Below are 25,342 nucleotides of genomic sequence, written 5' to 3'. Positions count from 1 at the left end.
TCATCTTGATGGCGCGGTTTCTGCCAGTAGAATGCAGATAGGCTTTTGCCTGGTTTATCAACTCTAGGAGACAATAATGAAAAATAAAATTTTGCGCGGACTGCTGGCGTTGGCTGGTGTCGCAATGCTGGCGGCCGGCCCGGCTCAGGCCCAGCAGCAATTTATCAATGTGCTCACCGGCGGTACCAGCGGCGTGTATTACCCGATGGGAGTGGCGCTGTCGCAGATTTACGTGAAGGCGATGCCGGACGTGAAAACCTCGGTGCAGGCGACCAAGGCTTCCGCCGAAAACCTGAACCTGTTGCAAGCCGGTCGCGGGGAACTCGGCTTCACGCTGGGTGACTCGCTGTCGGACGCCTGGAAGGGTGATGCCGAAGCCGGTTTCAAGACGCCGCTCAAAAAACTGCGCGGTCTGGCTGGCATTTACCCGAACTATATCCAGATCGTGGCATCGGCCGATTCCGGCATCAAAACTCTGGCTGACCTGAAGGGCAAGCGCATCGCGGTCGGCGCGCCGAAATCCGGCACCGAACTGAACGCGCGCGCAATTTTCAAGGCCGCCGGCCTGACTTACAAAGATTTCGCCAAAGTGGAATACTTGCCGTTCGGCGAATCGGTGGAGCTGATGAAGAATCGCCAACTCGATGCCACGCTGCAGTCGGCTGGTCTGGGTGTGTCGTCGCTGCGCGACCTCGCCACCTCGGTCAAGATCGTCGTCGTGCCGATTCCGGCCGACGTTGTGTCCAAAGTCGGCGATCCGGCCTACCAGTCCGGCGTGGTGCCGGCCAATACCTATGAAGGCCAGACCGGCAACGTGCCGACCGCGTATGTGCAGAACTTCCTGGTAACGCATGAAGGGGTACCGACCGACACCGTCTACAAAATGACCAAGAGCATGTTTGAAAACCTGGATCATCTGGTGGCGGCGCACGCCGCAGCCAAGTCGATCAGCAAGGAAACTGCGCTGGTCGGCATGCCACTGCCGCTGCATCCGGGTGCTACGAAGTACTACCGCGAAATCGGCCTGATCAAATAAGTAGGTAGCAGGTATAACGGGGGAGGGCAGTCATACCTTCCCCCGATCACGTACTCAGGAGCCCCGTAAAAATGTCTTCCCTTCATACCCCTGCCGAAGAATTCCAGGAACATGGCGCGCAACGCACACTCAGCGGCACTGCGCTGAAGATCCTGATTGCGGCCGCACTGGCATTCTCGACGTATCAATTGATCGTCGCCGCTTTTCACCCGTTGTCGTCGCTAACGATCCGTTCGCTGCATGTCGGTTTTCTGCTGTTGCTGACCTTTTTGATTTACCCCGCTTTCAAGAGCGGCAAGCTGACTTCGGTCGTCTGGTACGACTGGCTGCTGGGGGCGACCGGCTTCGGACTGTCGTTCTATCACTGGGTTTTCGAGGGCGACCTGATTCAGCGCTCGGGCGATCCGAGCAGCGCCGATCTGGTAGTCGGCGCGATCATGATCGTGCTGGTATTTGAAGCCACCCGCCGCATGCTCGGCTGGGCGCTGCCGATCGTGTGCGGCACGTTTCTGCTGTATGGCTTATTCGGGCAATATCTGCCGTCGCCACTCGGGCATCGTGGTTACGGCTTTGATCAGATCGTCAGCCAGTTGTTTCTCGGTACCGAGGGTATTCTCGGCATCCCGATCATGGTGTCGGCCACCTATATTTTCTTGTTCATCCTGTTCGGTGCATTTCTGGAACATGCCGGCATGATCAAGTTGTTCAATTCGATCGCGCTCGGTCTGGTCGGCCAGGCCAAGGGCGGACCGGCCAAGGTAGCGGTGATTTCATCCGGTTTCATGGGCACCATTTCCGGCTCCGGCGTCGCCAACGTGCTGACCGTCGGCCAGTTCACAATCCCGCTGATGAAGCGTTTCGGCTACAGCTCGGTGTTTGCCGGCGCGGTCGAAGCAACCGCCTCGATGGGTGGCCAGATTATGCCGCCGGTGATGGGCGCGGTGGCGTTCATCATGGCCGAGACGCTGAACGTGCCATATGTGGAAATCGTCAAGGCGGCGGTGATTCCGGCGACTCTGTATTACGTGACCGCGTTCTGGATGGTGCATCTGGAGGCGGGCCGCATGGGCCTGGTCGGCCTGCCGAAAGACCAGTGTCCGAGTCCGCTCAAGGCTCTGAAAGAGAGCTGGTATCTGGTACTGCCGCTGGCGGCGCTGGTCGGCATGCTGTTCCACGGTTTCACGCCGATGTTCGCCGGCCTGACCGGACTGGCGCTGACCGCGATTCTGATTCTCGGTGCGGCGGTGGCGGCGCGCGTGTCCAGCATGGCATTTCGCTACGTGTTCTGGGTCGGGCTGGGTCTGGCTGCGGCGACCTTCTTCGAGTTCGGCATTTATGCGATCCTGGCGGTGATTGCGCTGCTGGTGCTGGTGTGCTTTCGGGTCAAGGGCGGCCGCGACACCTTGCGCACGATCCGCGCCAGCCTGATCGATGGCGCCAAGCAGGCGCTGCCGGTCGGCGTGGCCTGCGCCATCGTCGGCGTCATTATCGGCGTGCTGACGCTGACCGGCGCCGCCTCCAGTTTTGCCGGCTTCATTTTGACGGTAGGCGAAAAAAGCCTGTTCCTGTCGCTGTTCCTGACCATGATCGTATGCCTGATCCTGGGCATGGGGATTCCAACCATTCCGAACTACATCATCACCAGTTCGATTGCCGCACCGGCATTGCTCAGTTTGGGCGTGCCGCTGATCGTCTCGCACATGTTCGTGTTCTATTTCGGCATCATGGCCGATCTGACGCCGCCGGTGGCGCTGGCGGCGTTTGCCGCGGCTTCTATCGCCAAGGCGTCGCCGATGAAAATCGGCATCAAGGCGACTCAGATCGCGATCGCCGGTTTCGTGATTCCGTACATGGCGGTCTACACGCCGGCGCTGATGCTGCAGGGTGAGTGGACCGCGGTAGCGGTAATCTATATCGTCGGCAAAGCGTTGCTGGCGATCGCCTTGTGGGGCGCCACCGCAGTCGGCTATCTGCTGGCGCCGCTGAAATTACACGAACGGGTGTTTACTGGTGTCGCCGCGCTGATGCTGGTGGCAGCGGTGCCGCTGACCGACCAGATCGGCTTCGCGATGGCGCTGGCGTTCATGATCTGGCATGTCTGGCAAAAGCGTCGGCTAGCGATTGCATGATCGGAGTTTGCCTGGCGGCGGCAGGACTGGTGGTGAGCCTGCCGTTGCAGGAATTCACCCTGGCCTGGACCCATTCGATCGAAAAAATCCGCTGGGAAGAGGATTACCGGGTGATGCAAACGGTGGACGGCGCCCGCCTGCAGTTGATCGAGGCGCGCATCCGCGGCTCCGGCGCCGGCATGGAGCCGCCGCCCGATGCGGTGCTGGCGGATGGCGTCTGGCATTACCGGCCGCCGCTGGCGCCGCTCGACCGGCTGCATTTGGCGCGCTCGGATTATGTGGCCGATTACAGCATCTGTTGGGACGGCAGTTGCCGCGGACTGGCGGAACTGGTCGGGCCGCCGGCAGCGGCGCCGGCAGTCGAGGCATTCGCCTGCGAGGCGCCCTGAAGCTTTTTTGATCGGCATTTTTATACCGTTTTTCCAGTATGATCGACAGTCTCAGGTTGCCCTGCTGCGCTTGCAGCGGAGCAGCTTAGGCCGCCTCACTTCCTCCCTGTTCGCCATTCAGTCGTTACTTGTCTCGATGGCGGGGCGGGACATGGGTTTCATTCATCACAAAGGAGAAAAAAATGAATCAGGCAAGCAAATCCATAGCTACAGCATTCGCCGCCATCATTCTGCTGGCCGGCTTGTCGGCCTGCCAAAAGCCAGAAGGCCCGGCCGAACGCGCCGGCAAGAGCATTGATGAGACGACCCAGAAAGCAGGCCAGGAAATCGAAAAAGCAGGGGAGAAAATCCAAGACTCGGCGAACGATGCGAAGAAATAGCAATCGCGCGCTCTGTTGCTTGAGAGGTTCGGCAGTTATTATGCCGCCCCAATGAATGAAAGCGCCGTGACCGCCTGCTGTTAGATTTGATGAAGGGGTTTTGGGTCAGGCGTAGAGGCGCTTCGGCGAAGTTCTCAGTTGGTGGTATGTAGTTGCATCGTGGCGGCTTCGAATTTGCCTTCGCACAGCAGCGGGATGGCATCGATACTTTTGGCGATGGCTTCATCGATAAGCATTTGTTCCTCTTTGCGCGGGCGGTGCAGCACGAAATCGACTACATCTTGCTGTAAATTCAGCGCGCGCGGATGACCGATGCCGATCCGCAAGCGCCAGTAATCCTGGCTGCCGAGCGCGGCGCTGATATCCTTCAAACCGTTATGGCCGCCGGACGAGCCGCCTTTCTTGATTTTGGCCAGGCCCGGGGCAATGTCGAGTTCGTCATGCACCACCAGCACTTCGTCCGGCAAGATTTTGTAGAACCGCGCCAAGCCGCCGACTGACTGGCCGGAACGGTTCATGAAGGTTTGCGGTTCCAGTAGCCACACTTCCTGCCCGGCGATGCTGGTTTTCGCCAGCAGTGCGTTAAAGCGTGATTCGCGTTGCAGTCGGCAGTGCGCCACCGAATTGGCCAGATTGTCGAGCAGCCAAAAGCCGGCATTGTGGCGCGTTTGTTCGTATTCTGGCCCAGGATTGCCGAGGCCGACGATGAGGCGGATGGACATGGTATGGTTTTAGAGCAAAACAGCGATTATCCCGGAGGAAGGGGGTTGCGTCCAATTGGTTGTGCCGGCAGCGGCTGGATCAGGTCAGATAGATATGAAAATAAACGATGAGTATTTTTAAAGTCGCTTTATATAATTGCGGTAAATTGCATGTTTTTTGCCATACTCCACATAATAACAATTTTTAGCTACAGTTCAGCCTGCTAGGTAACGACTGTTTGCATTCCATCTCCCGCACGCGAGAGAGAGAATGGTGAATAGTTACAATTTTTAAGACAATAAAAAACCCGTCACGAATGACGGGTTCCTGTACCCGGCTGTAGCAGCCGAATAATGCAACAGCTTAAAACTTAGGCTGCTGGCTTTTCTTCGGTAGCGACAACTACTTCTGTCTCTGTGCTGGCGACCGTGCCGGCAGGAATGGTGCCGGTTGCGACGGTTTGATCATCGCCATGCACGATAGCGCTCACGCCTTCTGGCAACACGATGCTAGACAAGTGAATTGATTCGCCGGCTTCCAGTGTTGACAAATCGACGGTGATCGATTCAGGCAGGTTGGCTGGCAGGCAGGCAATTTCCAATTCTGTCATGACGTGGCTGATGATGCCGGCAGACAGTTTGACGACCGGGGCGATGTCTGCATTGATGAAATGCAGCGGCACCTTGACGTGGATCTTCTGGTTCGCATCGACGCGCTGGAAATCGACATGCAACACGAGTTGTTTGAAAGCATGCACCTGGAAATCGCGCAGCAAGACTTTTTCAACTTTGCCGTCGATTTCGAGATCCAGGATCGAAGCGTGAAATGCTTCTTTTTTCAATGCGTGGTATAGCGCATTGTGATCCAGCGTAAGACTGATTGCAGGCTCGGTGCCGCCGTAGACGATACCAGGTGTTTGGCCGGTAATACGCAGGCGGCGGCTCGCTCCGGTCCCCTGCAGAGTGCGTTTGAATGCGATAACTTTCATTTTGAAGCTCCAGATAATGCAAGGCAATGCCTTGCGGTATAAATCCCCCGCGACCAGGGGATTCCAAGTGCGGGCATAGCGTTTGCCATGCCCTAATATTATGTTCAGCCCGGGTTTGGACCGGGCTGAACTTGATGTGTAGTTTTGCTTATTCCACGAACAGCGACATCACCGAATCGCCCTTGGTGATGCGGCGGAAGGTTTCCGCCAGCAGGGGAGCGCAGGATAATTGGCGGATCTTGCTGCAGGCTTTTGCTGCGTCCGACAACGGAATGGTGTCGGTTACGACCACTTCATCTATCTGCGAACTTACTATGCGCTCGATGGCCGGGCCGGACAGTACTGCATGCGTACAGTAAGCCAGCACCTTTTTGGCGCCGCGCTCTTTCAGCGCTTCGGCCGCCTTGGTCAGGGTTCCTGCGGTATCGACCATGTCATCCATGATCACGCAGTTGCGGCCTTCGACTTCGCCGATGATGTTCATCACTTCGGACACATTGGCTTTCGGACGGCGCTTGTCGATGATGGCGAGATCGCAATTGAGGCGTTTGGCCAGCGCACGGGCGCGCACTACGCCGCCGATATCGGGCGAAACCACCATCAGATCGTCGTAATTTTTCTTTACCAAGTCGCCCAGTAAAATCTTGGAGGCGTAAATGTTGTCGACCGGGATGTCGAAAAATCCCTGGATCTGGTCCGCATGCAAGTCCATGATCAGGACTCGGCCGACGCCGGCTTGCTCCAGCATGTTGGCCACTACCTTAGCCGAAATCGCGACCCGCGCCGAGCGCGGGCGACGGTCCTGGCGGGCATAGCCAAAATACGGTATGGCGGCAGTAATGCGGCCGGCCGATGCGCGTTTCAGCGCATCGACCATCAGGATCAGTTCCATCAGATTGTCGTTGGTCGGCGCGCAGGTCGATTGCAGCACGAAGACGTCCTTGCCGCGCACGTTTTCGTTGATTTCGACCATTACTTCACCGTCTGAAAACTTGGTGACGCTGGCCTTTCCCAAGGAAAGGCCAAGCTGTTTGCATACGTCAGTAGCGAGATCCGGCGTGGCGTTGCCGGCAAATACCATCAAGTTTTCGAGTGCCATGGAATAATGCCTAATTGCAGTCGTTAAAAGGATTAAAAGCCACCGACGCAGGACTGGATTAGTCTTACGTCGGCAGCTTTTATACTATATGCGTTTTTGCTTTATGTGACTTACTGGCAGGGAAGGAAGGACTCGAACCTTCGAATGCTGGAATCAAAATCCAGTGCCTTAACCAACTTGGCGACTCCCCTACACGATCGATTGTCTGCCGTCTTGTATGTGAAAAATTTACCATCATATTCAACGTCAAACCAATTCCTTACTGCGTTCTGAGCAAATCCGTCAGCGGATGTTGCGCGATGGCCCTGGCTTTCCATGCTCTCCAGTGCGGCGGTACCATTTTCAGTACTTCGCTGGCCTGATGTTCTTGCTCTACTGAACAGAACACACATGAACCTGAGCCGGTCATTCTAGCATCTCCGAATTTTTTTAGCCACTCTATGGCATTAAAAACTTCAGGAAACAACTCGGTGGCTACCGCTTGCAGATCGTTTTTTCCAAAGTTTTTTGGTGCCTTTGAAAAGTTCGATATTTTGACCAGATTTGTATCCCTTGTCAAATTCTTTGCATTAAATATTGCTGCGGTGGGAATGGATACGCCGGGTTCGATGACAACATACCAGCAAACGGGGGTGTCGATTGGACTCAAAACTTCGCCCACGCCTTCTGCAAAGGCGTTTTGTCCGAACAGGAAAAAAGGCACGTCGGCGCCGAGTTGCAAACCGAGCGTCATCAGTTCGGTTCGGCTGAAACCGGTTTGCCAAAGATGGTTCAGCGCCATCAGGGTGGTGGCGGCGTCCGACGAGCCGCCCCCCAGGCCACCGCCCATTGGCAAGCGTTTTTCCAGCGCGATGTCGGCGCCCGCCAGCGGCTTGCCCAGTTTTGCGCTGCCGGCAGCTTGCAGCAGGCGGGCTGCGCGCACGGTCAGATCGGAATCCTGCGGTACGCCGGGCAAGGCATTGCTGCGCTCGATTCGGCTGTCGTCGCGCAGTGCAAAGTGCAGCGTGTCGCCAAAGTCGAGCAATTGGAATACCGTTTGCAGCAAATGGTAGCCGTCCGGGCGGCGTCCGGTAACGTGCAAAAACAGGTTCAGCTTGGCCGGGGCCGGACAGTTTTTCAGTGTGCGCGCCGTTGCTATCGTTGGTATTGTCGCTACCGTCATCACGGTAGCGGCTGCCAGCTATCGATGACGATGCGAATCGCGATCTCGCCGGCTTGGGCAGTGTGGCGCGCAAGGTCGATGCGTTTTGGGTAGTCGGGTCCGCTGTCGCTTTCCTGCCAGGCCGGATAGTGGATCTGCCAGTCGTCGGGCGTGCGGATGGTGCCATCATTGCCTGCAGCAGCGATGCGCCGGCCGTGCGTATCGAGCGTATAGCCTTGCAGCCAGTTGCGCAGGTTGGCTACCGGCAGCGGCCAACCGAAAGCGTCGGCGGCCAGCGCATCGGCGTCGGCGGCGCTGCGCGGGGCTTGTCCGGGCTGGATCAGGGTAGCGCCTTGTGGCGTCAATTCGATGGTGGCGAGGGTTTGTCCGAGCGGCGACAGTAGCGTGACGAGGGTACGCGTGGCGGTTTGCGACCACGCGAAACTACCATGCAGCGCTTCGTCCTGGCCATTGCGCTGATAGCGTACCGAGAGCCGGCCGCTGAGTTCGATTGCGGCGTGATAGTTCTGTGCGGCGACGGTGCCTACGGTGTCGACCGCGCTGCCGGGCAAACTGGGCGGGCTGGCGCAGCCGGCCAGTAGCAGCGCCAGCCCGCAGGCCAGCACATAGTGCCGCGCCGGGCTTCCGAGTTTATTCAGCATGATTGTATGGTATTGGAGTATGGCAATAAACAGAGCTTTTCCCGCATTATTTTAGGCTGGTTTGAAAAATACGGTATGTAGTATATTGTTTCCATGAATCAGCTTTAGAGCTGTACCTTGAGTCTGGTCAGCGTGCTTTTCAGTATTGCGTTAGCCGGTTCCTTGACAAGTGCGGCGCGCCACAGTTGTTGCGCCTCGTCTTTTTTGCCACTCATCCACAGCACTTCCCCCAGATGGGTGCCGATTTCAACGTCCGGCCGCAGCGCGTAGGCGCGGCGCAACAGGGCCTCGGCTTGCTTGAAATTGCCTAGCCGGAATTCGACCCAGCCCATGCTGTCCATGATGAACGGATCTTCCGGCGCCAGTTCCAGTGCCCGGGCGATCAGCGTACGGGCTTCCGGCAGGCGCAGATTGCGCTCCGCCAGCGAGTAGCCGAGCGCATTGTAGGCGTGCTGTTTCTGGGGTTCGAGCTTGATGATGCGGCGTAGCGTAGTCTCCATTTGCTTGTACTGCTGCAGTTTTTCTGCAGCCATTGCGGCGTCGTACAGCAGTTCGGTATTGTCCGGGAAGCGCTTGCGGCCGGCCTCCAGAACCGAGAGTGCATTGCGGTGCTGGCCTGCTTCGCGCAGGATCAGTGCTTGCGCCAGGATGATCTGTGCCTGCTGCTGGGCGTTCTCGCTGGCGTAATCCTTCAGCAGACTTTGGGCAGCCGGCAAGTCGCCTTGTTTGGCGATCAGTTGCGCCCGTTTCAGCAATGCGCTGAAGTAGGCCGGGCTCTGCAGTTCGCCCGGCGCGATTTTTTCCAGCCAGCGCAGCGCGCCTGCGCTGTCATTGCGGTCTTCGGCGATCTGGGCCAGGATCATCAGCGCCTGGGTCGGATCGCGCTGCTCGCGCGGCATGTTTTCCAGCGCTGCAATATAAGTACTGAGGTATTTTTCGGCACTGCCCAGATCGTGGGCCTGCACCCCCAGAATACCCAGCGCGTAAATTGCTCCCAGATCATGCGGTTGCGCCTTGAGCAGGGTTTCAAACTGCCCGCCCGCCAGTTCGAACTGCTTTTGTTCGACCAGGATGCGCGCATACGCCATGCGGACTTCGCGCGCTTGCGGATGACTGTCCAGGAACTGCGTAAGCACTGCAACCGAAGCGTTCTGGTCGGCGCTCATCTGGGCCAGCGTCAGCGCCGCCAATTCAGAGTCCGGTTCGGCCTTGAGTGCGCGGCTGGCTTCCTCGAAGGCGCGTTCCCGGTCGCCCTTGGCAAGTGCGCCTTGCGCCAGTGCCAGCGGCGTCTGCGGCAAGCTGGCGTAAGGCGCCAGCAATTGCTCCAGCATGTCGAAGGCGCTGGCCTTATTTTTGGCACGCAGCAGCAGACGCTGAATCTGGACGATCAGTTCGCCGCGCTCTTGCGGGCTGGCTGCCTTGAGCCGCTCTGCGAGCAGGGGCTGGGCCTGCGCCAGTTGGTCGGACAGGATTACCAACCCGAGGTAATACTGGGTCGCTTCTTCCGAGTGCGGCGCCAGTTCGCGCCACAGCCGGATCGCCGACAGGGCTTCGGCCGGTTGGCTCACGCTCATCGCAAATTCCGCCGCGCGCCGGGCGATGCGTGGGTCGCGCGTTTCCTGGGCCACGGCCAGGGTGGTAATGTAGGCAGCTTGCCACTGGCCGCGTTGAAAGGCGATTTCGGCCGCCATCAGCTTGAACAGAATTTCATTCGTCAGCACGGTCGCCGGTAGCGCGTCTTTATTGTCCGCCCGGTCTGGCTCGGCGCCGGGTTCGCCCATGTCTGGCGGATCAAGCGGCACGCTGCCGGTGGCCGGTTCGGCAGCAGCTTCGGCCACAACTTGCTCTTGCAGGGTGGTGGATTCAGGCTGCAAAGCCGCGCATGCGGATAGCATGAGCGCAAGACTTGCAATGACGATGGTGTTTTTCAAGTGATTAATCCTGGCAAGGGTACTGGGGTGCGAGCGACGATTTTACCCTCAACCACATCCCCATGGGTTGAGCATTGTCTGCGGAACTTGTGTATTGTGCGTGCTTATTCGGATTGAGACCATCATGCCAGAACTGCCTGAAGTTGAAGTTACCCGCCGCGGCGTTGCACCTTATCTGGAGGGACACATCGTAACCGGCGTGGTGTTGCGCCGCGCCGGCTTGCGTTGGCCTTTCCCCGACGATCTGCCTGCACTGTTATGTGGGCGCACCATCGGCCTGACCGGGCGACGCGGCAAATACCTGTTGATCGGTTTCGCGCATGGCACGCTGATCATCCACTTGGGCATGTCCGGCCATTTGCGCATCCTGCCCTTGGGAAGTGCGCCGCAAAAACACGACCATTTCGATCTGCAGGTTGGCAGCCAGTTGTTGCGCCTGACCGATCCGCGCCGCTTTGGCGCGGTATTGTGGCACCCGGCCCAGGACGGCGAGGTCGAGCAGCATCTGTTGTTGCGCGGCTTGGGGGTGGAACCCTTCGGCTCCGACTTTTCAGGCCAGCTGCTGTACCGGCAGACTCGCCTGCGGCGGGCGGCGATCAAGCAAGTGTTGCTGGCCGGCGATATCGTGGTGGGCGTGGGCAATATCTACGCTTCCGAAAGTCTGTTTCGAGCCGGCATCAATCCGAAAACGCCGGCCCACCGCATCGGCCTGGCCCGCTACGAGAAACTGGCGCAAGCGATCCGCGACATACTGGCCGCCGCGATCATCCAGGGCGGTAGCACTTTGCGCGATTTCATCGGTGCCGACGGCCAAAGCGGATATTTTCAGCAGTCGTATTGCGTCTATGATCGTCGCGGTGTGGCTTGCAGGGTCTGCGGCGGGGCGATCCGGCAGATCAAGCAGGGACAGCGTTCGACGTTTTACTGTGTAAATTGTCAAAAGTAAGCGAGAGTGCTAGATTGAGCGCAATCAAATAGATTTATTTGGAGCAACATGAGCAATCTGGTCAGAAAATTCGAAGCTTACAGTGAGTGGCGCGCCGGCGTGACGGTGGCGCTGGGACGCTACCGCACATGGACCGGGCAGTCGCAATTGTCGGATACCGCCAGCGAACAGCGCATCACCCGCTTGCTGGGCAAGCTGGCCGATGACAAGCTGTCGATCGCTTTCGTGGCCGAATTCTCGCGTGGCAAGTCGGAGCTGATCAATGCGATTTTCTTTGCCGATTACGGCCAGCGCATCCTGCCATCTTCGGCTGGCCGCACCACCATGTGCCCGACCGAACTGTTGTACGACGAAACTTTTCCGCCGTCGATCCGCCTGTTGCCGATCGAAACCCGGGCCGAAATCCTTTCCACCAGCGATTTCAAGGGGCAAAGCAAGGTCTGGACCGTGCTGCCGCTGGATATTTCATCCTCCGACGGTATGCTGGAGGCATTCAAGCAGGTCAGCCTGACCAAGCGCGTGCCAGTCGAGGAAGCGATCAGGTATGGCTTGTTCGACGCCGCCAATCCGGATGACGGCCTGACGGTCGATGCTCAAGGGCAGGTCGAAATTTCCCGCTGGAGGCACGCGATCGTGAATTTTCCGCATCCGCTGCTGAAACAGGGCTTGATCATCATCGATACGCCGGGCCTGAATGCGATCGGCACCGAGCCTGAACTGACGCTGAACCTGATTCCGAACGCCCACGCGGTGCTGTTCGTGCTGGCCGCCGATACCGGCGTTACCAAGAGCGACATCGAGGTCTGGCGCAACCATATCGGTTCCGGCCCTGGGCGCATGGTAGTGCTCAACAAAATCGACAGCATGTGGGATGAACTGCGCAGCCCGGAAGAGGTGGAACGGCAAATCGAGCGGCAGATTGAGAGCGTTACACAGATGCTGGCATTGCCGGATAAGCAGGTCTTTCCGGTGTCGGCACAAAAAGGGCTGGTTGGCAAAATCAACCGCGACCCGCAATTGCTGGCCAGGAGCCGTTTGCCGGCGCTGGAGGATGCGTTGGCGAACGCGCTGATTCCGGCTAAAAAAGAAATCATCCGAGCCCAGTTGACGGCTGACATCGAGTCGATGACTGCGGAGCACCTGACGGTGTTGTCGACGCGTGCGCGCAATGTCACGGAGCAACTGATGGAGCTGAAAAACCTGCGCGGCAAGAATCGCAGGGTTATCGAACACATGATGCAGCGCATCGACGTCGAGAAAAAGGAATTCGATGAAAGCTTGCTGAAATTGCAGGGCACGCGTGCGGTTTTTACGCGCCTGTCGATGGAAGTGTTCACTAACCTCGGCATGGAAATCCTCAAGGAAGACATCCTGAGCGCGCGCGATGCGATGCAACAAAGTAATTTTTCTATCGGCTTGCGCCAGGCGGTGCGGGTGTTTTTTGGCCGAGCCAAACACCATCTGGCGCTATCCGGGCAAAAGACCGAAGAAATTACCGAAATGATGACGGTCATGTACCGTAAATTTTCGACCGAACACGGCCTGGCGGTATCGATGCCGATGCCGTTCTCGCTACAAAAATACTGCAATGAAATCGAGCTGATCGAGACCGTGTATCAAAAGCAGTTCGGCGCCGCCGCCATCATGACCACGCCACAGGTAGTGCTGATGCAGAAATTCTTCGACTCGATCGTCTCGCGCGTCAAGCACAGCTTCTTGCAGGCCAACCGCGACGTTGAAGCCTGGCTGAAAGTCATCATGGCGCCGCTCGAAGCCCAGATCCGCGAGCACAAGAGTCAGTTGAAACGGCGCCTGCAATCGATGCAGCGCATTCATCTGGCGACCGATAGCCTGGAAGAAAAAATCCAGGCCATCGAGGTAATCCAGATTGATTTGCAGGTACATAAAGACACCATGCTGCAATTGCAACACGCACTGATGGCAGCCTTGGCAACTGGCGCCGCACCGCTGCTGCAGGCTGCATAGTTGTACAAATACGCGAAAGCCGACGCCGGCGCCAATGCTGATACTGATAGGCAGCAGATCGATGATTTCATCGATCCGAGCTTTTCCGCCTGCGTGATCGGATGGCAAAAAGAACACGGCCGCCATCTGCTGCCATGGCAAAACACGCACGACGCCTACCGCATCTGGCTCTCGGAAATCATGTTGCAGCAGACCCAGGTTGCCGCAGTGATTCCTTATTACAACCGCTTCCTGATACGTTTTCCCGACCTGTTTTCCCTTGCTGCCGCGTCTTCTGAAGCCGTGATGTCGCACTGGAGCGGCCTCGGCTATTATTCGCGCGCACGCAATTTGCACCGCTGCGCGCAGCGCGTGGTGGCGGAGTATGGCGGGGTTTTCCCGGCTGATCCCGTCTTGCTGGCCGAATTGCCCGGCATCGGCCGCTCCACCGCCGCCGCCATTGCCGCATTCTCGCAAGGGGTGCGGGCCGCCATCCTGGACGCCAACGTCAAGCGCGTGCTGATGCGCGCCTTCGGGATCGAAGGTTATCCCAGCGCCAAACCGGTGGAAGATGCGCTTTGGCTGCGCGCGCAAGCCTTGCTGCCACAGTGTGGCATCGAGGCTTACACCCAGGGTTTGATGGATTTAGGGGCGACGCTATGCACGCGCAGCAAACCGGCCTGCGGCAGATGTCCGTTGATGTCGCGCTGCGTGGCGTATGCCAGCGATCGGGTTGCGTTATTGCCGATGCGCAAACCGAAGCCGCCGGTACCGCATAAGCAGACCGCGATGCTGATCATTACCGACGGAGATCAGGTGCTGTTGCAGTTGCGTCCGGACAATGGAATTTGGGGTGGCCTGCTATCGTTGCCGGAAGTGGATGGGCAAACCGCGCTGAATCCGGAGCAGTTGCCGGACCCGGCACAGTTTGCGCAATCGGTCGCCCGCATCGTCGCGCCGTTCGGCAGCATCGCGTCTTGCCAGCCATTGCCGTCGTTTTTCCACGGTTTTACCCACTTCAAGTTGCAGGTCACGCCGTATCGGGTCAGGCTGGCGCGCCGTTTGACACCGGCAGGACAGGGCAGTCACGTCTGGTATGCACAGAGCCAACTGGCTGATGCACCGCTGCCGGCACCGGTCAAGAAACTGCTGCTGGCGTTGTTCGGCGCGGCCGCGAAAGCGCTGCAAACTGGCTGAGATAAAAAATATACCGTATATTGTATTTTACAAAATACACTGAATATATGCGGTAAATACAGTGTTTTTACCTATACTGCCACTTTCTCTGGTCGTGGTCCAAGTTCTCGATGGCGCAATACCACGTGCTCCGCGTGTTCAAAGTATTGTGCCAGCTGTTCGGCCATATACACCGAGCGGTGCTGACCGCCGGTGCAGCCGATGGCCACCGTCAGGTAACTGCGGTTATTTTTCTTGAAGGCCGGCAGCCATTTTTCGACGAAATTGCGAATATCGTTGAACAGGTCGGCGGCGTCCGGTTCTGCATCCAGGAAGGCGATGACCGGCCCATCGCGGCCCGTCAGCGCGCGCAGGTTGCTGTCGTAAAACGGGTTCGACAGAGTGCGCACGTCAAATACCAGGTCGGCATCCAGCGGGACGCCGAATTTGAAGGCAAACGATTCGAATAGCAGCGTCAGCGGTGTGCCCTTGATTTCGACCAGATCGGAGATCCACAGCCGCAATTTGTTGACACTCATGCCGGAAGTGTCGATTACCTGACTGTAGCCTTCGAAGGCTACCAATGTTTCACGCTCTTCCCGGATGCATTCTTCCAGGGTGCTGTGTCGTTGCGCGCCTTGCCCAAAATCGGCGCGGTGCGACAGCGGGTGGCTGCGGCGCGTCTCGGAAAATCGTGTGATCAGCGATTCGGTTTTGGCCGTCAGAAACAAGACCTTGACGTCGTGCCCTTCGCTTTTCAGGCGCTCGATGTCGGCCGGTAGCGCAGCGAACGATTTGGCGCTGCGCGCATCGATGGCAATCGCTGCAGTATCGACGCCCTCTGCACTAAGAGTTGCAATCAGAGCGCGCAGCAGGGTCGGCGGCAGGTTGTCGACGCAATACACGCCGGCGTCCTCCAGCGCATTCAGTGCGACCGATTTGCCGGAGCCGGAAATTCCGGTAATGAGAATAATGCGCATGGATCTATGATTTTATAGAGGAAGAGGAAAAGAGATGGGGGAGACGTTTAGTCTTTCCATCATAACGTCAATCTTCGCTCATCGCCTTGCGCTGCCGTTCCATGAATTGTTCCAGCGTATCGATGCCGCGCAATTGCAGGATGGTGTTGCGTACCGCCGCCTCCAGCAAGACCGCGATGTTGCGACCTGCCGCCACCGGAACGATGACCTTGCGCACCGGCAGTCCCAGCACGTCTTCGGTCTGCGATTCGAACGGCAGCCGGTCCATATGATCTTCCAGCACGCCGCGGCGCACCAGGTGCACGATCAGTTTGAGCCGCATCTTGCGGCGCACCGCCGTCTCGCCAAAGATCGTCTTGATGTCCAGCAAGCCCAGGCCGCGCACTTCCAGCAGGTTTTGCAACAACTTGGGGCAACGGCCCTCGATCATGTTCGGCGCGATGCGCGAAAATTCGACCGCGTCGTCCGCTACCAGGCCGTGGCTGCGCGAGATCAGTTCCAGCCCCAGCTCGCTTTTGCCGAGCCCCGACTCGCCGGTAATGAGCACGCCGACTCCCAGCACATCCATGAATACGCCGTGCATCGTGATGTGTTGCGCGAGTTTTTTGGACAAATAGACCCGCAGATAATCGATCACCTGCGCGGCCGGCAAGGGAGTGGAAAACAACGGGATGTTTTTCTCATCGCAGCCGGCCATGATGTCGATTGGTGTTTCCAGCCCCTGCGCAATGATCAGCGCCGGCGGCTCGCCCGCCATCAGTTCGTGCGTTTGATAGTCGCGCGACTGCACCCTGAGATTTTTGTAATATTCGATTTCCTGATGCCCGAACACTTGAATCCGCCCCGGATGAATCAGGTTCAGATGGCCGACCTGGTCCGCCGCCGAGGCGGCGTCGCCGGATATCAGTCGTTCGCTGCCGGAGAAGCCGGCAAACCATCCCAGCTCCAGTGCTTCACGGTTGTCGTCAAACAGTTGCTGAATAGTGAGAGGCATTGTTGGTGGCATGGTCGGAATGGGTGCTGGTTTGAAAGGGGGGCAGCAAGCTGGGAATGTTGGCGGTTAGCTGCTAGCGGGAGGCGGCAATTTTTTGCTGTTGTGGTTCCCAGGAGACTATGCGTTGGTGCACGGATGCCATGTCGGGGTCAGCGGTGAGCGCCGCACGAATCGCATCATCGGAAAACATCTCGGCTATTTCCGACAGGATTTCCAGATGCTGCTGTGTCACATGATCCGGAATCAGCAGGAAAATCAACAATTTAACCGGTTGTCCATCGGGGGACTCGAAAGGAATTGGCTCGGCCAGGCGCACGAAAGCGGCTAGCGGCGCTTTCAAGCCCTTGATGCGGCCGTGCGGCACCGCCACGCCATGGCCGAGACCGGTCGAGCCCAGGCGTTCCCGCGCGAACAAGTTGTCGGATACGTTGGAGCGCGCGATACCGCAATTATTTTCAAAAATCAGGCCGACTTGTTCGAAAGCTCTTTTCTTGCTAGAGACTTCAAGGTCGAGCACGACATTGTTCGGTGGCAATATTTTTGCGAGATTTGTCATGATGCAAATAGTAATGGTGCAATGCACAATCGGTCCATGTGACGGCGATTATAAGCTTCTTTGCAGCGTGAGTAATGATGTGCAACAGATGTTAAGTACTTGTCCATGAAAAACACGAAAAGCACGAAAAACTGCATGACAATTCTTTTGACTGTTATTTATCAGTATGCAGGCCTGCATTACTGAAATATCACGTGTTTTTCGTGGACATATTTTTTCGATTAGGGACGTGCGCAACATCAGTCAGTTGAAATTAATGCGTCCGAACAGGAACAATACGTCGCCATTGCCCTTGTTGTTCGAAATGCGCGGTATGTAGGCGGCCATCAGTTTTGCATCGGGGGTACCGATCGAGGCCACCGGCAAGACGGCCGGAAACGGCAGGCCGCCCCAGGTGTCGGTGCGGCTAACGAGCATTGCAGTCCAGCCGGCGCCGACCTCCAGTCTGCCAGCGACCGGCCAGATCCACTGGTAGGCGTAGCCGGCCATGAGTTGCGGGTCGTAGTGGGAATCCGAAATCGCCATCCCGAACAGGTATTCTTCATTTCCATCCGGGTTGCGCAGGGTTTTGCCGTAGCCCAAGCCCCAGGCGTTTTCGTTGAATTCCCTGATGCGTTCAGGCGTGTAGGTGGTTCTGCCGTGATGCGCGTAGCCGGACAGGAACAGGCTGGTTTTGCCCTGATCGTTGATTGCTTCGGCTTTGGTGCGCACCATGTTCCTGGTTTGCTGCCACCAGCCGAGGTTTTCGACGTTTTCAGTTGGGTTGTCTGCCGCCGTCGCGCTGCAGGACGCGGCCAGCAGCACCGCAGCAAGGCCGCAACCGCTGGCTGCCGCCTTGCATTGCCTGAGAAAATTTGTTGCGAACCATGTCATTGCGTGCTGTCCTCGACTGCTTCGATATTTCGATTATTGGACGCCAATGCCGGCGTCACTGGCGGGCATTGCGTAAGTTCAATGCTTGTGTGCCGGCGCTGAAATTGCTGCGCCAGGGGTTGATGTCGAGTCCGCCGCGCCGCGTGTAACGTGCATACACCGCCAGTTTTTGCGGTTTGCATTGGCGCAGAATGTCGATAAAAATCCGCTCCACGCATTGCTCATGAAATTCATTGTGGGTGCGAAATCCGATTAAATATCGCAGCAAGCCTTCTTCATCGATTGGCGCGCCATAATAACGTATCTGCACGCTGCCCCAGTCCGGCTGGCCGGTTACCAGACAATTCGATTTCAGCAGATGCGACACCAGCGTTTGTTGCACCGGCGCTGTGTTGGGGATGGTTTTAAGTAGCGCCGGATTGGGTGTGTAATCGCTGACTTCAATATCCAGCCGGTCCAGCAACTGGCCTTCCAGTTCGCCGAATTTCAGCGTCCCGAAAGATTCCGGCAGGGTCAGCGCAACCTGCACCGGCGCGCCGAATCCTGCCGACAGATCGGTGTGCAGCAAGTGCAGCAGCGCATCGGTGCCCGCCAGCCGGGTCTGGTTGAAGGAATTCAGATACAGCTTGAAGGATTTGGATTCGATGATGTTGGGCGAATCGGCCGGCACCGTGATGGTGGCAATCGCCACTTGCGGTTTGCCGCGCAGATTGAGCCAGGATAATTCGTAAGCATTCCAGATGTCGAGGCCGAAAAAGGGCAGGGTGCCCAACTCTGGCCCCAGCCCCAGTTCATCCCTTTTGCCCTGGCGGGCGATCGGAAACAGCAAGGCCGGTGCGTATTCGGCCTGGTAACTGGCGGGTTTGCCCAGTGGCGACTGGTCCGGCGTGGAGGGCGTGTGCATCAATGCTTATCCTAAAATTATCCTAAAATTATCCCAAAAACAGTTTATAAACTGGATTTTCGCTCTCATCCCAATGGCGGTAGCCGACCGTGTTCAGGAATGCGCGAAAGTCTTTCATTTCTTTCTTCGGCACTTGCAAGCCGATCAAAATGCGGCCGTAATCGGCGCCGTGGTTGCGGTAGTGAAACAGGCTGATGTTCCAGTTCGGCGCCATGCAGGACAAGAACCGACACAGTGCGCCGGGCCGCTCGGGGAATTCGAAGCGGTACAGCAATTCGTCTTGCGCCAGCGGGCTTTTGCCGCCGACCAGGTAGCGAATATGCAATTTTCCGAGTTCGTCATCGGTCAAATCGAGCGTCTTGAAGCCGTGTTTCTCGAATTTTTTGGCGATCTTGTCGGCTTCGTCGCGATTCGCGATCTGGATGCCGACGAAGATATGCGCCTCTTTTTCGCCGCTGATGCGGTAGTTGAATTCGGTCACATTGCGTTCCCCGATCAGTTCGCAGAAGCGCTTGAAACTGCCGCGCTCTTCTGGAATAGTGACGGCGAACACCGCTTCGCGCGCTTCGCCGACTTCGGCCCGCTCGGCGACGAAGCGCAGGCGGTCGAAATTCATGTTGGCGCCGCAGGCGATGGTCACCAGGGTTTCGTTCTTGAGCGGCTTTTTGTCCGCCTTGGCGCGTGCAATGTAGGCTTTTGCGCCCGCTACTGCCAATGCGCCGGCCGGTTCCAGAATGCTGCGGGTATCCGTAAATACATCCTTGATCGCGGCGCAGATGGCGTCAGTATCGACCAGGATCACTTCGTCCACATATTGCTGGGCGAGGCGGAAAGTTTCTTCGCCGACCAGTTTGACCGCAGTACCGTCGGAAAACAGGCCGACATCGGGCAACGTGATGCGTTTGCCGGCTTTCAGACTGCGCGCCATGGCGTCGGAATCGATGGTTTGGACGCCGATGATTTTGATGTCGGGGCGCACTTGCTTGACATACGCGGCTACGCCGGCAATCAGGCCGCCGCCGCCGATGGCGACGAAAATGGCGTGGATCGGGCCGGAATGCTGGCGCAGGATTTCCATCCCAATGGTGCCAGCGCCGGCGATCACATACGGATCGTCGAACGGGTGGATGAAGGTCAGCTTGTGCTTCTTTTCCAGCGTCAGCGCGTGGTCACAGGCATCGGTGAAGGACTCGCCGAACAACACGGTTTCAACCAGTGCGCCGCCGTGCGCCTTGACCGCCTCGACCTTGACCGGCGGCGTGGTGGTGGGCATCACGATCATCGCCTTGCAGCCGAGCTTTGCCGCCGCCAATGCGACGCCTTGTGCATGGTTGCCGGCCGAGGCGCAAATTACGCCGCGTTTCAATTGTTCTGGCGTTAAGTGCGCCATCTTGTTGTAAGCGCCGCGCAGCTTGAAGCTGAACACGCTTTGCATGTCTTCGCGCTTGAAATAAATTTTGTTGCCCATGCGCTCAGACAGAGTGGGCGCGAATTCCAGTGGGGTTTCAGAGGCTACGTCATAGACGCGGGCAGTCAGGATTTTCTTCAGGTAGTCGGTATTCATTATGTTTGGGTGGCGTCGATTTGGGTGCGGCATCATCTGGTTCGCAATCCGGCTCGAACAGGGCTGGTGGCCGGTCGGGTGCGCAGTTGGCATCAGCGCGGATAGGCGCCAAGCCATGACGTGGATGTGAAAAATGCCAAGTGGTCATTGCTGGTCGCTTATTATAATGGACGTTTTTTTCGCGACCGTCCAAAGTCTTTCATGATCGAATCTGCAATCGCTTGGCTATTAGGCGTTCTGGCGCTACCAAAAATCGGGCTGACATCGGTTTTTGTGATCGCATTTATCGCTGCGACTTTGCTGCCGTTGGGCTCGGAGCCGCTGATTTTTGCGGTGATCAAGGCCGATACTGCGTTGTTCTGGCAAGTCATCCTGGTGGCTACCGCCGGCAATACGCTCGGCGGCATGGTCAATTACTGGATCGGCTATGGCGCCAAGAGCGTATTTGCAAAAGAGCGGGAAAGCCGCTGGTTCGGCTGGTTGCGTCGTTTCGGCGCGAAAACGATGCTGTTGGCCTGGTTGCCCGGCGTGGGCGACCCGATTTGCACCCTGGGCGGCTGGCTGCGCTTGCCGTTCTGGCCTTGCGCTGCATATATGGCGCTGGGTAAATTCTGCCGCTACATCACGGTGACCTGGCTGCTGCTCAGTGTACCCAATGGCGTGTGGCGCCAAATCGCACTCTGGCTGGCTTAGTAGCAGTTTATATACAGCGTCAGGTATAAAATGTATGCGCTTGTATTGTATGCGGTAACAGCCATGTTTTAATGCATACTCCACCTATAAATAGATCATGTAGAGGCCCGGTCCAAACTCCAGGCAAACCGCGTTAAGGCGTATGAAGCGTAAGGCTGTTGCGACGTGCTGCGGCGCGATACGCTAAAATGCTTTTTTAGTGTCAGTCCAACACCACGCCATGAACGCCCCAGCACACATCCAAGCCTTGCTCTCAGACGCGCCCGCCGGCCCCGGCGCTGCGCCGACCCGTTTGCGCGAAATTCCTTATAACTACACCTCGTTTTCCGACCGCGAAATCGTCATCCGTTTGCTCGGCGAAGAAGCCTGGAAGCTGCTCGACACGCTACGCGGCGCGCGCCAGACCGGCCGTTCCGCCAGGATGCTGTACGAAGTCCTGGGCGACATCTGGGTGGTGCAGCGCAATCCTTATCTGCAAGACGACATGCTGGACAACCCCAAGCGGCGCCAGAGCCTGATCGATGCGCTGAACCATCGCCTGGCCGAAGTCGAGCGCCGTCGCGTCACCACTGACTTGGCCGATGCCGGCGACGCCGAGGCGGTCAAGCGCAGCGTCAGCGTGGAGGCGCTGCTGAAAGCGGCGCGCCAGGCGGTGGCCGATTTTGCCGAGGATTTCCATCGCACCTACGACTTGCGCAAACGCGCCACCAAAGAGCTGCGGCGCTATACCGAGAAAGACAATATCAAGTTCGACGGTTTGAGCCGGGTGTCGCATGTGACCGACGCCACCGACTGGCGCGTCGAATATCCGTTCGTGGTGCTCACGCCCGATACTGAAGACGAAATGGCCGGTCTGGTCAAAGCCTGCATCGTGCTCGGTCTGACCATCATTCCACGCGGCGGCGGCACCGGTTATACCGGCGGCGCGATTCCGCTGACACCTTTTTCGGCCGTCATCAATACCGAAAAACTGGAGCAACTGGGCGCGGTTGAAATGCGCACGCTGCCCGGCGTGGATCGCGAATACGCAACCATTTATTCAGGCGCGGGCGTAGTCACCAAGCGCGTTTCGGACGCCGCCGAGCAAGCCGGTTTCGTGTTCGCGGTCGATCCGACTTCGGCTGAAGCATCCTGCATCGGCGGCAATGTCGCGATGAACGCCGGCGGCAAAAAGGCGGTGTTGTGGGGCACGGCGCTGGATAATTTAGCTTCGTGGCGCATGGTTGACCCGAATGGCGACTGGCTCGAAGTCACGCGCATTGAACACAATCTGGGCAAGATTCATGATCAGCCCATGGCGAAATTCAAGCTCGAATGGTCGCATCCGGGGGCCAAAGGCGGGCGCAGTACACCGTTCAAAACCGAAATGCTGGAGATCGAAGGCCGCAAATTTCGCAAGGAAGGTTTGGGCAAGGATGTAACCGATAAATTCCTGTCGGGTTTGCCGGGCGTTCAGAAAGAAGGCTGCGACGGATTGATTACTTCGGCGTGCTGGATTTTGCACAAAATGCCGAAATTCGCCCGCACCGTGTGCCTGGAGTTTTTCGGTCAGGCCAGCGACGCGATTCCGAGCATCGTCGAAATCAAGGATTATCTCGATGCCGAAACCAAAAAAGGCGGCGCAGTGCTGGCCGGCCTGGAACATCTGGACGAGCGCTATTTGCGTGCGGTTGGCTACGCCACCAAATCCAAGCGCGGCGTATTGCCGAAAATGGCTTTGTTCGGCGACATCGTAGGCGACGACGAAAATGCGGTCGCGCAAGCGGCCTCGGAAGTGGTGCGCATCGCCAACACCCGCGTCGGCGAAGGTTTCGTCGCGGTGTCGCCTGAAGCGCGCAAGAAATTCTGGCTCGACCGCGCCCGCACCGCCGCTATTTCCAAGCATACCAACGCCTTCAAGATCAATGAAGACGTGGTGATCCCGCTGGACCGGATGGGCGAATACACCAATGGCATCGAGCATATCAATATCGAACTGTCGATTCGCAACAAGCTGCAATTGATCGATGCCTTGCGCGGTTTTTTCGCTGCCGGCAATCTGCCGCTCGGCAAGAGCGAGGATGCCGAAGGCGAGGCGATTCCCGATGCGGAAATGCTGGAAGACCGCGCCCATCAGGCTATGGAATTGCTCGATCTGGCCCATGCGCGCTGGACTTATTTGCTGGAAAACATAGATAAGCCGCTGGCGCAATCGAGAGATATTCTGCTTACGCTCGGCCTGGAAAAACTGGCACCCGTGTTTGCGCAACGTTTGATTGCGCAGCCGGATGCACTGGTATTTCATGTGCTGCAAGATCGCACCGTGCGCGTGTCCTGGAAGCAGGAAGTGCGCGCCGCGCTGCGCCAGATATTCAGCGGCGCTGCATTCAAATTGATCCTCGATGAGTGCACTGCAATCCATCAGCGCGTGCTGCGCGGGCGCGTTTTCGTGGCGCTGCACATGCACGCCGGCGACGGCAATGTGCATACCAATATCCCGGTCAATTCCGACGATTACCAGATGCTGCAAGATGCCCACGCAGCGGTGAGCCGCATCATGGCGCTGGCGCGTTCGCTGGGCGGCGTGATTTCCGGCGAACACGGTATCGGCATCACCAAGATCGAATACCTGACCGACACTGAAATCGACGCATTTCGTGATTACAAACAGCGCATCGATCCGGAAGGCCGCTTCAACAAGGGCAAGCTGCTGGCCGGGGCCGATTTGCGCAACGCTTACACGCCGTCGTTCGGCCTGATGGGCCACGAATCGCTGATCATGCAGCAAAGCGATATCGGCGCGATTTCGAATAGCATCAAGGATTGCCTGCGCTGCGGCAAGTGCAAACCGGTGTGCGCCACCCATGTACCGCGGGCGAATTTGCTGTACTCGCCGCGCAACAAGATTTTGGCGACTTCGCTGCTGGTGGAAGCCTTCCTGTATGAAGAACAAACCCGGCGCGGTATTTCGATCAAGCACTGGGATGAGTTTTCCGATGTGGCCGACCATTGCACGGTGTGCCACAAGTGTGTAACACCATGCCCGGTCGATATCGATTTCGGCGAGGTGTCGATGAACATGCGCAACCTGCTGCGCAAGATGGGACAGAAGAAGTTCAATCCCGGCACCGCTGCCTCGATGTTCTTTCTCAACGCCACCGATCCGGCCACCATCAACGCTACTCGACAAGTGATGATTGGCTGGGGTTACAAGGCGCAGCGCCTGGGTCACGACATCCTGAAAAAATTCGCTAAAAAGCAGACCAAAGCGCCACCGGCTTCCGTCGGCAAACCGGCGGTCAGGGAACAGGTGATCCACTTCATCAACAAGAAGATGCCCGGCAATCTGCCCAAGAAAACCGCGCGCGCGTTGCTCGATATCGAAGACGATAAAATCGTGCCGATCATCCGCGACCCGCAAACCACTACGGCGGATACCGAAGCGGTGTTCTACTTCCCCGGTTGCGGCTCGGAACGTCTGTTTTCGCAGGTAGGACTTGCGACGCAAGCGATGTTGTGGCACGTCGGCGTGCAGACCGTATTGCCGCCGGGTTATCTGTGCTGCGGTTATCCGCAACGCGGCAACGGTGAGTATGACAAGGCCGAAAAAATGATGACCAGCAATCGCGTGCTGTTTCATCGTATGGCCAATACGCTCAATTATCTCGATATCAAGACCGTGATCGTGTCGTGCGGCACTTGCTACGATCAACTGGCGACCTATGAGTTCGACAAGATATTCCCAGGTTGCCGGATCATCGACATCCATGAATACCTGCTGGAGAAAAGCGTCAAATTGGAAGGCGTGGCCGGCACCCGCTACATGTACCACGAGCCGTGCCACAACCCGATGAAACTGCAAGATTCGGGCAAGACCATCAATGCCTTGATCAGCACCGTGGACAACGTCAAGATCGAGAAAAACGATCGTTGCTGCGGCGAATCCGGCACGCTGGCGGTCAGCCGCCCGGACATCGCGACCCAGATTCGTTTCCGCAAGGAAGAAGAGATGGTCAAGGGTGCCGACAAGCTGCGCGCCGATGGTTTCACCGGCGAAGTCAAGATTCTGACCAGTTGCCCATCTTGCCTGCAAGGGTTGAAGCGCTACGACGACGATAGCGATACCGATGCTGATTACATCGTGATCGAACTGGCCAAGCATTTGCTGGGCCAGAACTGGATGCCCGAATACGTCGCCCGCGCTAATGCAGGCGGTATCGAGCGCGTATTAGTATAAGAAGCAGTATAAGAAGCA

General features: G+C 57.6%; 21 protein-coding genes and 1 tRNA gene. 9 read left to right on the top strand and 13 right to left on the bottom strand.

The genetic code is table 11. The features are described from left to right. The first annotated feature begins 76 nt into the window (after positions 1–76). From KGFNPO_RS12830 to KGFNPO_RS12815, 4 genes are all read left to right on the top strand, one after another. Positions 77–1,036 (top strand): TAXI family TRAP transporter solute-binding subunit, encoded by a 960-nt coding sequence (locus tag KGFNPO_RS12830; protein ID WP_472631648.1) that lies wholly within the window; start codon positions 77–79, stop codon positions 1,034–1,036. A gap of 71 nt (positions 1,037–1,107) precedes the next feature. Continuing rightward, on the top strand, positions 1,108–3,165 hold the full coding sequence (locus tag KGFNPO_RS12825; protein WP_472631647.1) for a TRAP transporter permease: 2,058 nt from the start codon (positions 1,108–1,110) through the stop codon (positions 3,163–3,165). Next, positions 3,162–3,554, top strand: a complete 393-nt coding sequence (locus tag KGFNPO_RS12820) for a DUF1850 domain-containing protein (protein WP_472631646.1) — start codon at positions 3,162–3,164, stop codon at positions 3,552–3,554. Before KGFNPO_RS12825 ends, KGFNPO_RS12820 begins: the two co-directional genes overlap by 4 nt. 182 nt (positions 3,555–3,736) lie before the next feature. Then, the gene (locus KGFNPO_RS12815; RefSeq protein ID WP_472631645.1) at positions 3,737–3,934 is read left to right on the top strand and encodes a hypothetical protein; all 198 of its coding nucleotides are present in this window, start codon (positions 3,737–3,739) and stop codon (positions 3,932–3,934) included. A gap of 134 nt (positions 3,935–4,068) precedes the next feature. Here KGFNPO_RS12815 and pth read toward each other — a convergent pair whose 3' ends face one another. The 7 genes from pth to KGFNPO_RS12780 form a co-directional block, all read right to left on the bottom strand. Beyond that, positions 4,069–4,656, bottom strand: a complete 588-nt coding sequence (gene pth, locus KGFNPO_RS12810) for an aminoacyl-tRNA hydrolase (protein WP_472631644.1) — start codon at positions 4,654–4,656, stop codon at positions 4,069–4,071. A 350-nt stretch (positions 4,657–5,006) separates the two neighbouring features. Further along, positions 5,007–5,624 (bottom strand): 50S ribosomal protein L25/general stress protein Ctc, encoded by a 618-nt coding sequence (locus KGFNPO_RS12805; RefSeq protein ID WP_472631643.1) that lies wholly within the window; start codon positions 5,622–5,624, stop codon positions 5,007–5,009. A 148-nt stretch (positions 5,625–5,772) separates the two neighbouring features. Then, entirely contained in the window at positions 5,773–6,723 is a 951-nt protein-coding gene (locus tag KGFNPO_RS12800; RefSeq protein ID WP_472631642.1) for a ribose-phosphate pyrophosphokinase, read from the bottom strand. A gap of 114 nt (positions 6,724–6,837) precedes the next feature. Next, a tRNA-Gln gene (locus tag KGFNPO_RS12795) sits at positions 6,838–6,914 on the bottom strand. 68 nt (positions 6,915–6,982) lie between these two features. Further along, the gene (gene ispE / locus KGFNPO_RS12790; protein WP_472631641.1) at positions 6,983–7,885 is read right to left on the bottom strand and encodes a 4-(cytidine 5'-diphospho)-2-C-methyl-D-erythritol kinase; all 903 of its coding nucleotides are present in this window, start codon (positions 7,883–7,885) and stop codon (positions 6,983–6,985) included. Then, positions 7,885–8,526: an outer membrane lipoprotein LolB gene (locus KGFNPO_RS12785; RefSeq protein ID WP_472631640.1), complete on the bottom strand. Its 642-nt coding sequence runs from the start codon at positions 8,524–8,526 to the stop codon at positions 7,885–7,887. Before KGFNPO_RS12785 ends, ispE begins: the two co-directional genes overlap by 1 nt. A 104-nt stretch (positions 8,527–8,630) precedes the next feature. Then, positions 8,631–10,457 carry a tetratricopeptide repeat protein gene (locus tag KGFNPO_RS12780; RefSeq protein WP_472631639.1) on the bottom strand — a complete coding sequence of 609 codons (1,827 nt, stop codon included), beginning with the start codon at positions 10,455–10,457 and terminating at the stop codon, positions 8,631–8,633. 124 nt (positions 10,458–10,581) lie between these two features. On the opposite strand from KGFNPO_RS12780, the gene mutM reads away from it, so the two are divergent. The 3 genes from mutM to mutY are packed head-to-tail and all read left to right on the top strand — an operon-like array spanning position 10,582 to position 14,565. Beyond that, positions 10,582–11,403, top strand: a complete 822-nt coding sequence (gene mutM, locus KGFNPO_RS12775) for a bifunctional DNA-formamidopyrimidine glycosylase/DNA-(apurinic or apyrimidinic site) lyase (RefSeq protein ID WP_472631638.1) — start codon at positions 10,582–10,584, stop codon at positions 11,401–11,403. 48 nt (positions 11,404–11,451) lie between these two features. Continuing rightward, a complete protein-coding gene (locus tag KGFNPO_RS12770) occupies positions 11,452–13,389 on the top strand; it encodes a dynamin family protein (protein WP_472631637.1) in 1,938 nt (645 codons plus the stop codon). 57 nt (positions 13,390–13,446) lie between these two features. Beyond that, entirely contained in the window at positions 13,447–14,565 is a 1,119-nt protein-coding gene (gene mutY, locus KGFNPO_RS12765) for an A/G-specific adenine glycosylase (RefSeq protein ID WP_472634474.1), read from the top strand. Between the two features lie 71 nt (positions 14,566–14,636). On the opposite strand, the gene rapZ is transcribed toward mutY, so the two are convergent. The 6 genes from rapZ to ilvA form a co-directional block, all read right to left on the bottom strand. Continuing rightward, positions 14,637–15,524: an RNase adapter RapZ gene (gene rapZ / locus KGFNPO_RS12760; protein ID WP_472631636.1), complete on the bottom strand. Its 888-nt coding sequence runs from the start codon at positions 15,522–15,524 to the stop codon at positions 14,637–14,639. A gap of 67 nt (positions 15,525–15,591) precedes the next feature. Further along, a complete protein-coding gene (gene hprK / locus KGFNPO_RS12755) occupies positions 15,592–16,530 on the bottom strand; it encodes an HPr(Ser) kinase/phosphatase (RefSeq protein WP_472631635.1) in 939 nt (312 codons plus the stop codon). Positions 16,531–16,591: 61 nt separating this feature from the next. Next, positions 16,592–17,074 (bottom strand): PTS sugar transporter subunit IIA, encoded by a 483-nt coding sequence (locus KGFNPO_RS12750; protein ID WP_472631634.1) that lies wholly within the window; start codon positions 17,072–17,074, stop codon positions 16,592–16,594. Between the two features lie 243 nt (positions 17,075–17,317). Continuing rightward, complete coding sequence (locus tag KGFNPO_RS12745) at positions 17,318–17,947, bottom strand: hypothetical protein (protein ID WP_472631633.1); 630 nt, start codon at positions 17,945–17,947, stop codon at positions 17,318–17,320. Between the two features lie 55 nt (positions 17,948–18,002). Beyond that, the gene (queF, locus tag KGFNPO_RS12740) at positions 18,003–18,851 is read right to left on the bottom strand and encodes an NADPH-dependent 7-cyano-7-deazaguanine reductase QueF (protein WP_472631632.1); all 849 of its coding nucleotides are present in this window, start codon (positions 18,849–18,851) and stop codon (positions 18,003–18,005) included. Positions 18,852–18,879: 28 nt separating this feature from the next. Next, positions 18,880–20,415 (bottom strand): threonine ammonia-lyase, biosynthetic, encoded by a 1,536-nt coding sequence (gene ilvA / locus KGFNPO_RS12735; RefSeq protein WP_472631631.1) that lies wholly within the window; start codon positions 20,413–20,415, stop codon positions 18,880–18,882. Between the two features lie 201 nt (positions 20,416–20,616). Between ilvA and KGFNPO_RS12730 the strand changes: the two genes are divergently transcribed. Next, positions 20,617–21,108 carry a YqaA family protein gene (locus KGFNPO_RS12730; RefSeq protein WP_472631630.1) on the top strand — a complete coding sequence of 164 codons (492 nt, stop codon included), beginning with the start codon at positions 20,617–20,619 and terminating at the stop codon, positions 21,106–21,108. 220 nt (positions 21,109–21,328) lie between these two features. Further along, positions 21,329–25,324, top strand: a complete 3,996-nt coding sequence (locus KGFNPO_RS12725) for a DUF3683 domain-containing protein (RefSeq protein ID WP_472631629.1) — start codon at positions 21,329–21,331, stop codon at positions 25,322–25,324. Positions 25,325–25,342 lie beyond the last annotated feature (18 nt).

Source organism: Gelidimonas diazotrophica (assembly GCF_055694025.1).
The sequence above is the reverse complement of the archived record's forward strand: the minus strand, read 5'-3'. Positions and strand labels throughout refer to the sequence as shown.

Coding starts and splice junctions, on each gene's coding strand:
- KGFNPO_RS12800 (WP_472631642.1), bottom strand. CDS start 6,723: ATGGCACTCGAAAACTTGATGGTATTTGCCGGCAACGCCACGCCGGAT.
- KGFNPO_RS12730 (WP_472631630.1), top strand. CDS start 20,617: ATGATCGAATCTGCAATCGCTTGGCTATTAGGCGTTCTGGCGCTACCA.
- rapZ (WP_472631636.1), bottom strand. CDS start 15,524: ATGCGCATTATTCTCATTACCGGAATTTCCGGCTCCGGCAAATCGGTC.
- queF (WP_472631632.1), bottom strand. CDS start 18,851: ATGCACACGCCCTCCACGCCGGACCAGTCGCCACTGGGCAAACCCGCC.
- KGFNPO_RS12805 (WP_472631643.1), bottom strand. CDS start 5,624: ATGAAAGTTATCGCATTCAAACGCACTCTGCAGGGGACCGGAGCGAGC.
- ispE (WP_472631641.1), bottom strand. CDS start 7,885: ATGACGGTAGCGACAATACCAACGATAGCAACGGCGCGCACACTGAAA.
- hprK (WP_472631635.1), bottom strand. CDS start 16,530: ATGCCACCAACAATGCCTCTCACTATTCAGCAACTGTTTGACGACAAC.
- KGFNPO_RS12725 (WP_472631629.1), top strand. CDS start 21,329: ATGAACGCCCCAGCACACATCCAAGCCTTGCTCTCAGACGCGCCCGCC.
- KGFNPO_RS12770 (WP_472631637.1), top strand. CDS start 11,452: ATGAGCAATCTGGTCAGAAAATTCGAAGCTTACAGTGAGTGGCGCGCC.
- KGFNPO_RS12745 (WP_472631633.1), bottom strand. CDS start 17,947: ATGACATGGTTCGCAACAAATTTTCTCAGGCAATGCAAGGCGGCAGCC.
- mutM (WP_472631638.1), top strand. CDS start 10,582: ATGCCAGAACTGCCTGAAGTTGAAGTTACCCGCCGCGGCGTTGCACCT.
- KGFNPO_RS12820 (WP_472631646.1), top strand. CDS start 3,162: ATGATCGGAGTTTGCCTGGCGGCGGCAGGACTGGTGGTGAGCCTGCCG.
- KGFNPO_RS12830 (WP_472631648.1), top strand. CDS start 77: ATGAAAAATAAAATTTTGCGCGGACTGCTGGCGTTGGCTGGTGTCGCA.
- ilvA (WP_472631631.1), bottom strand. CDS start 20,415: ATGAATACCGACTACCTGAAGAAAATCCTGACTGCCCGCGTCTATGAC.
- KGFNPO_RS12750 (WP_472631634.1), bottom strand. CDS start 17,074: ATGACAAATCTCGCAAAAATATTGCCACCGAACAATGTCGTGCTCGAC.
- KGFNPO_RS12785 (WP_472631640.1), bottom strand. CDS start 8,526: ATGCTGAATAAACTCGGAAGCCCGGCGCGGCACTATGTGCTGGCCTGC.
- KGFNPO_RS12815 (WP_472631645.1), top strand. CDS start 3,737: ATGAATCAGGCAAGCAAATCCATAGCTACAGCATTCGCCGCCATCATT.
- KGFNPO_RS12825 (WP_472631647.1), top strand. CDS start 1,108: ATGTCTTCCCTTCATACCCCTGCCGAAGAATTCCAGGAACATGGCGCG.
- pth (WP_472631644.1), bottom strand. CDS start 4,656: ATGTCCATCCGCCTCATCGTCGGCCTCGGCAATCCTGGGCCAGAATAC.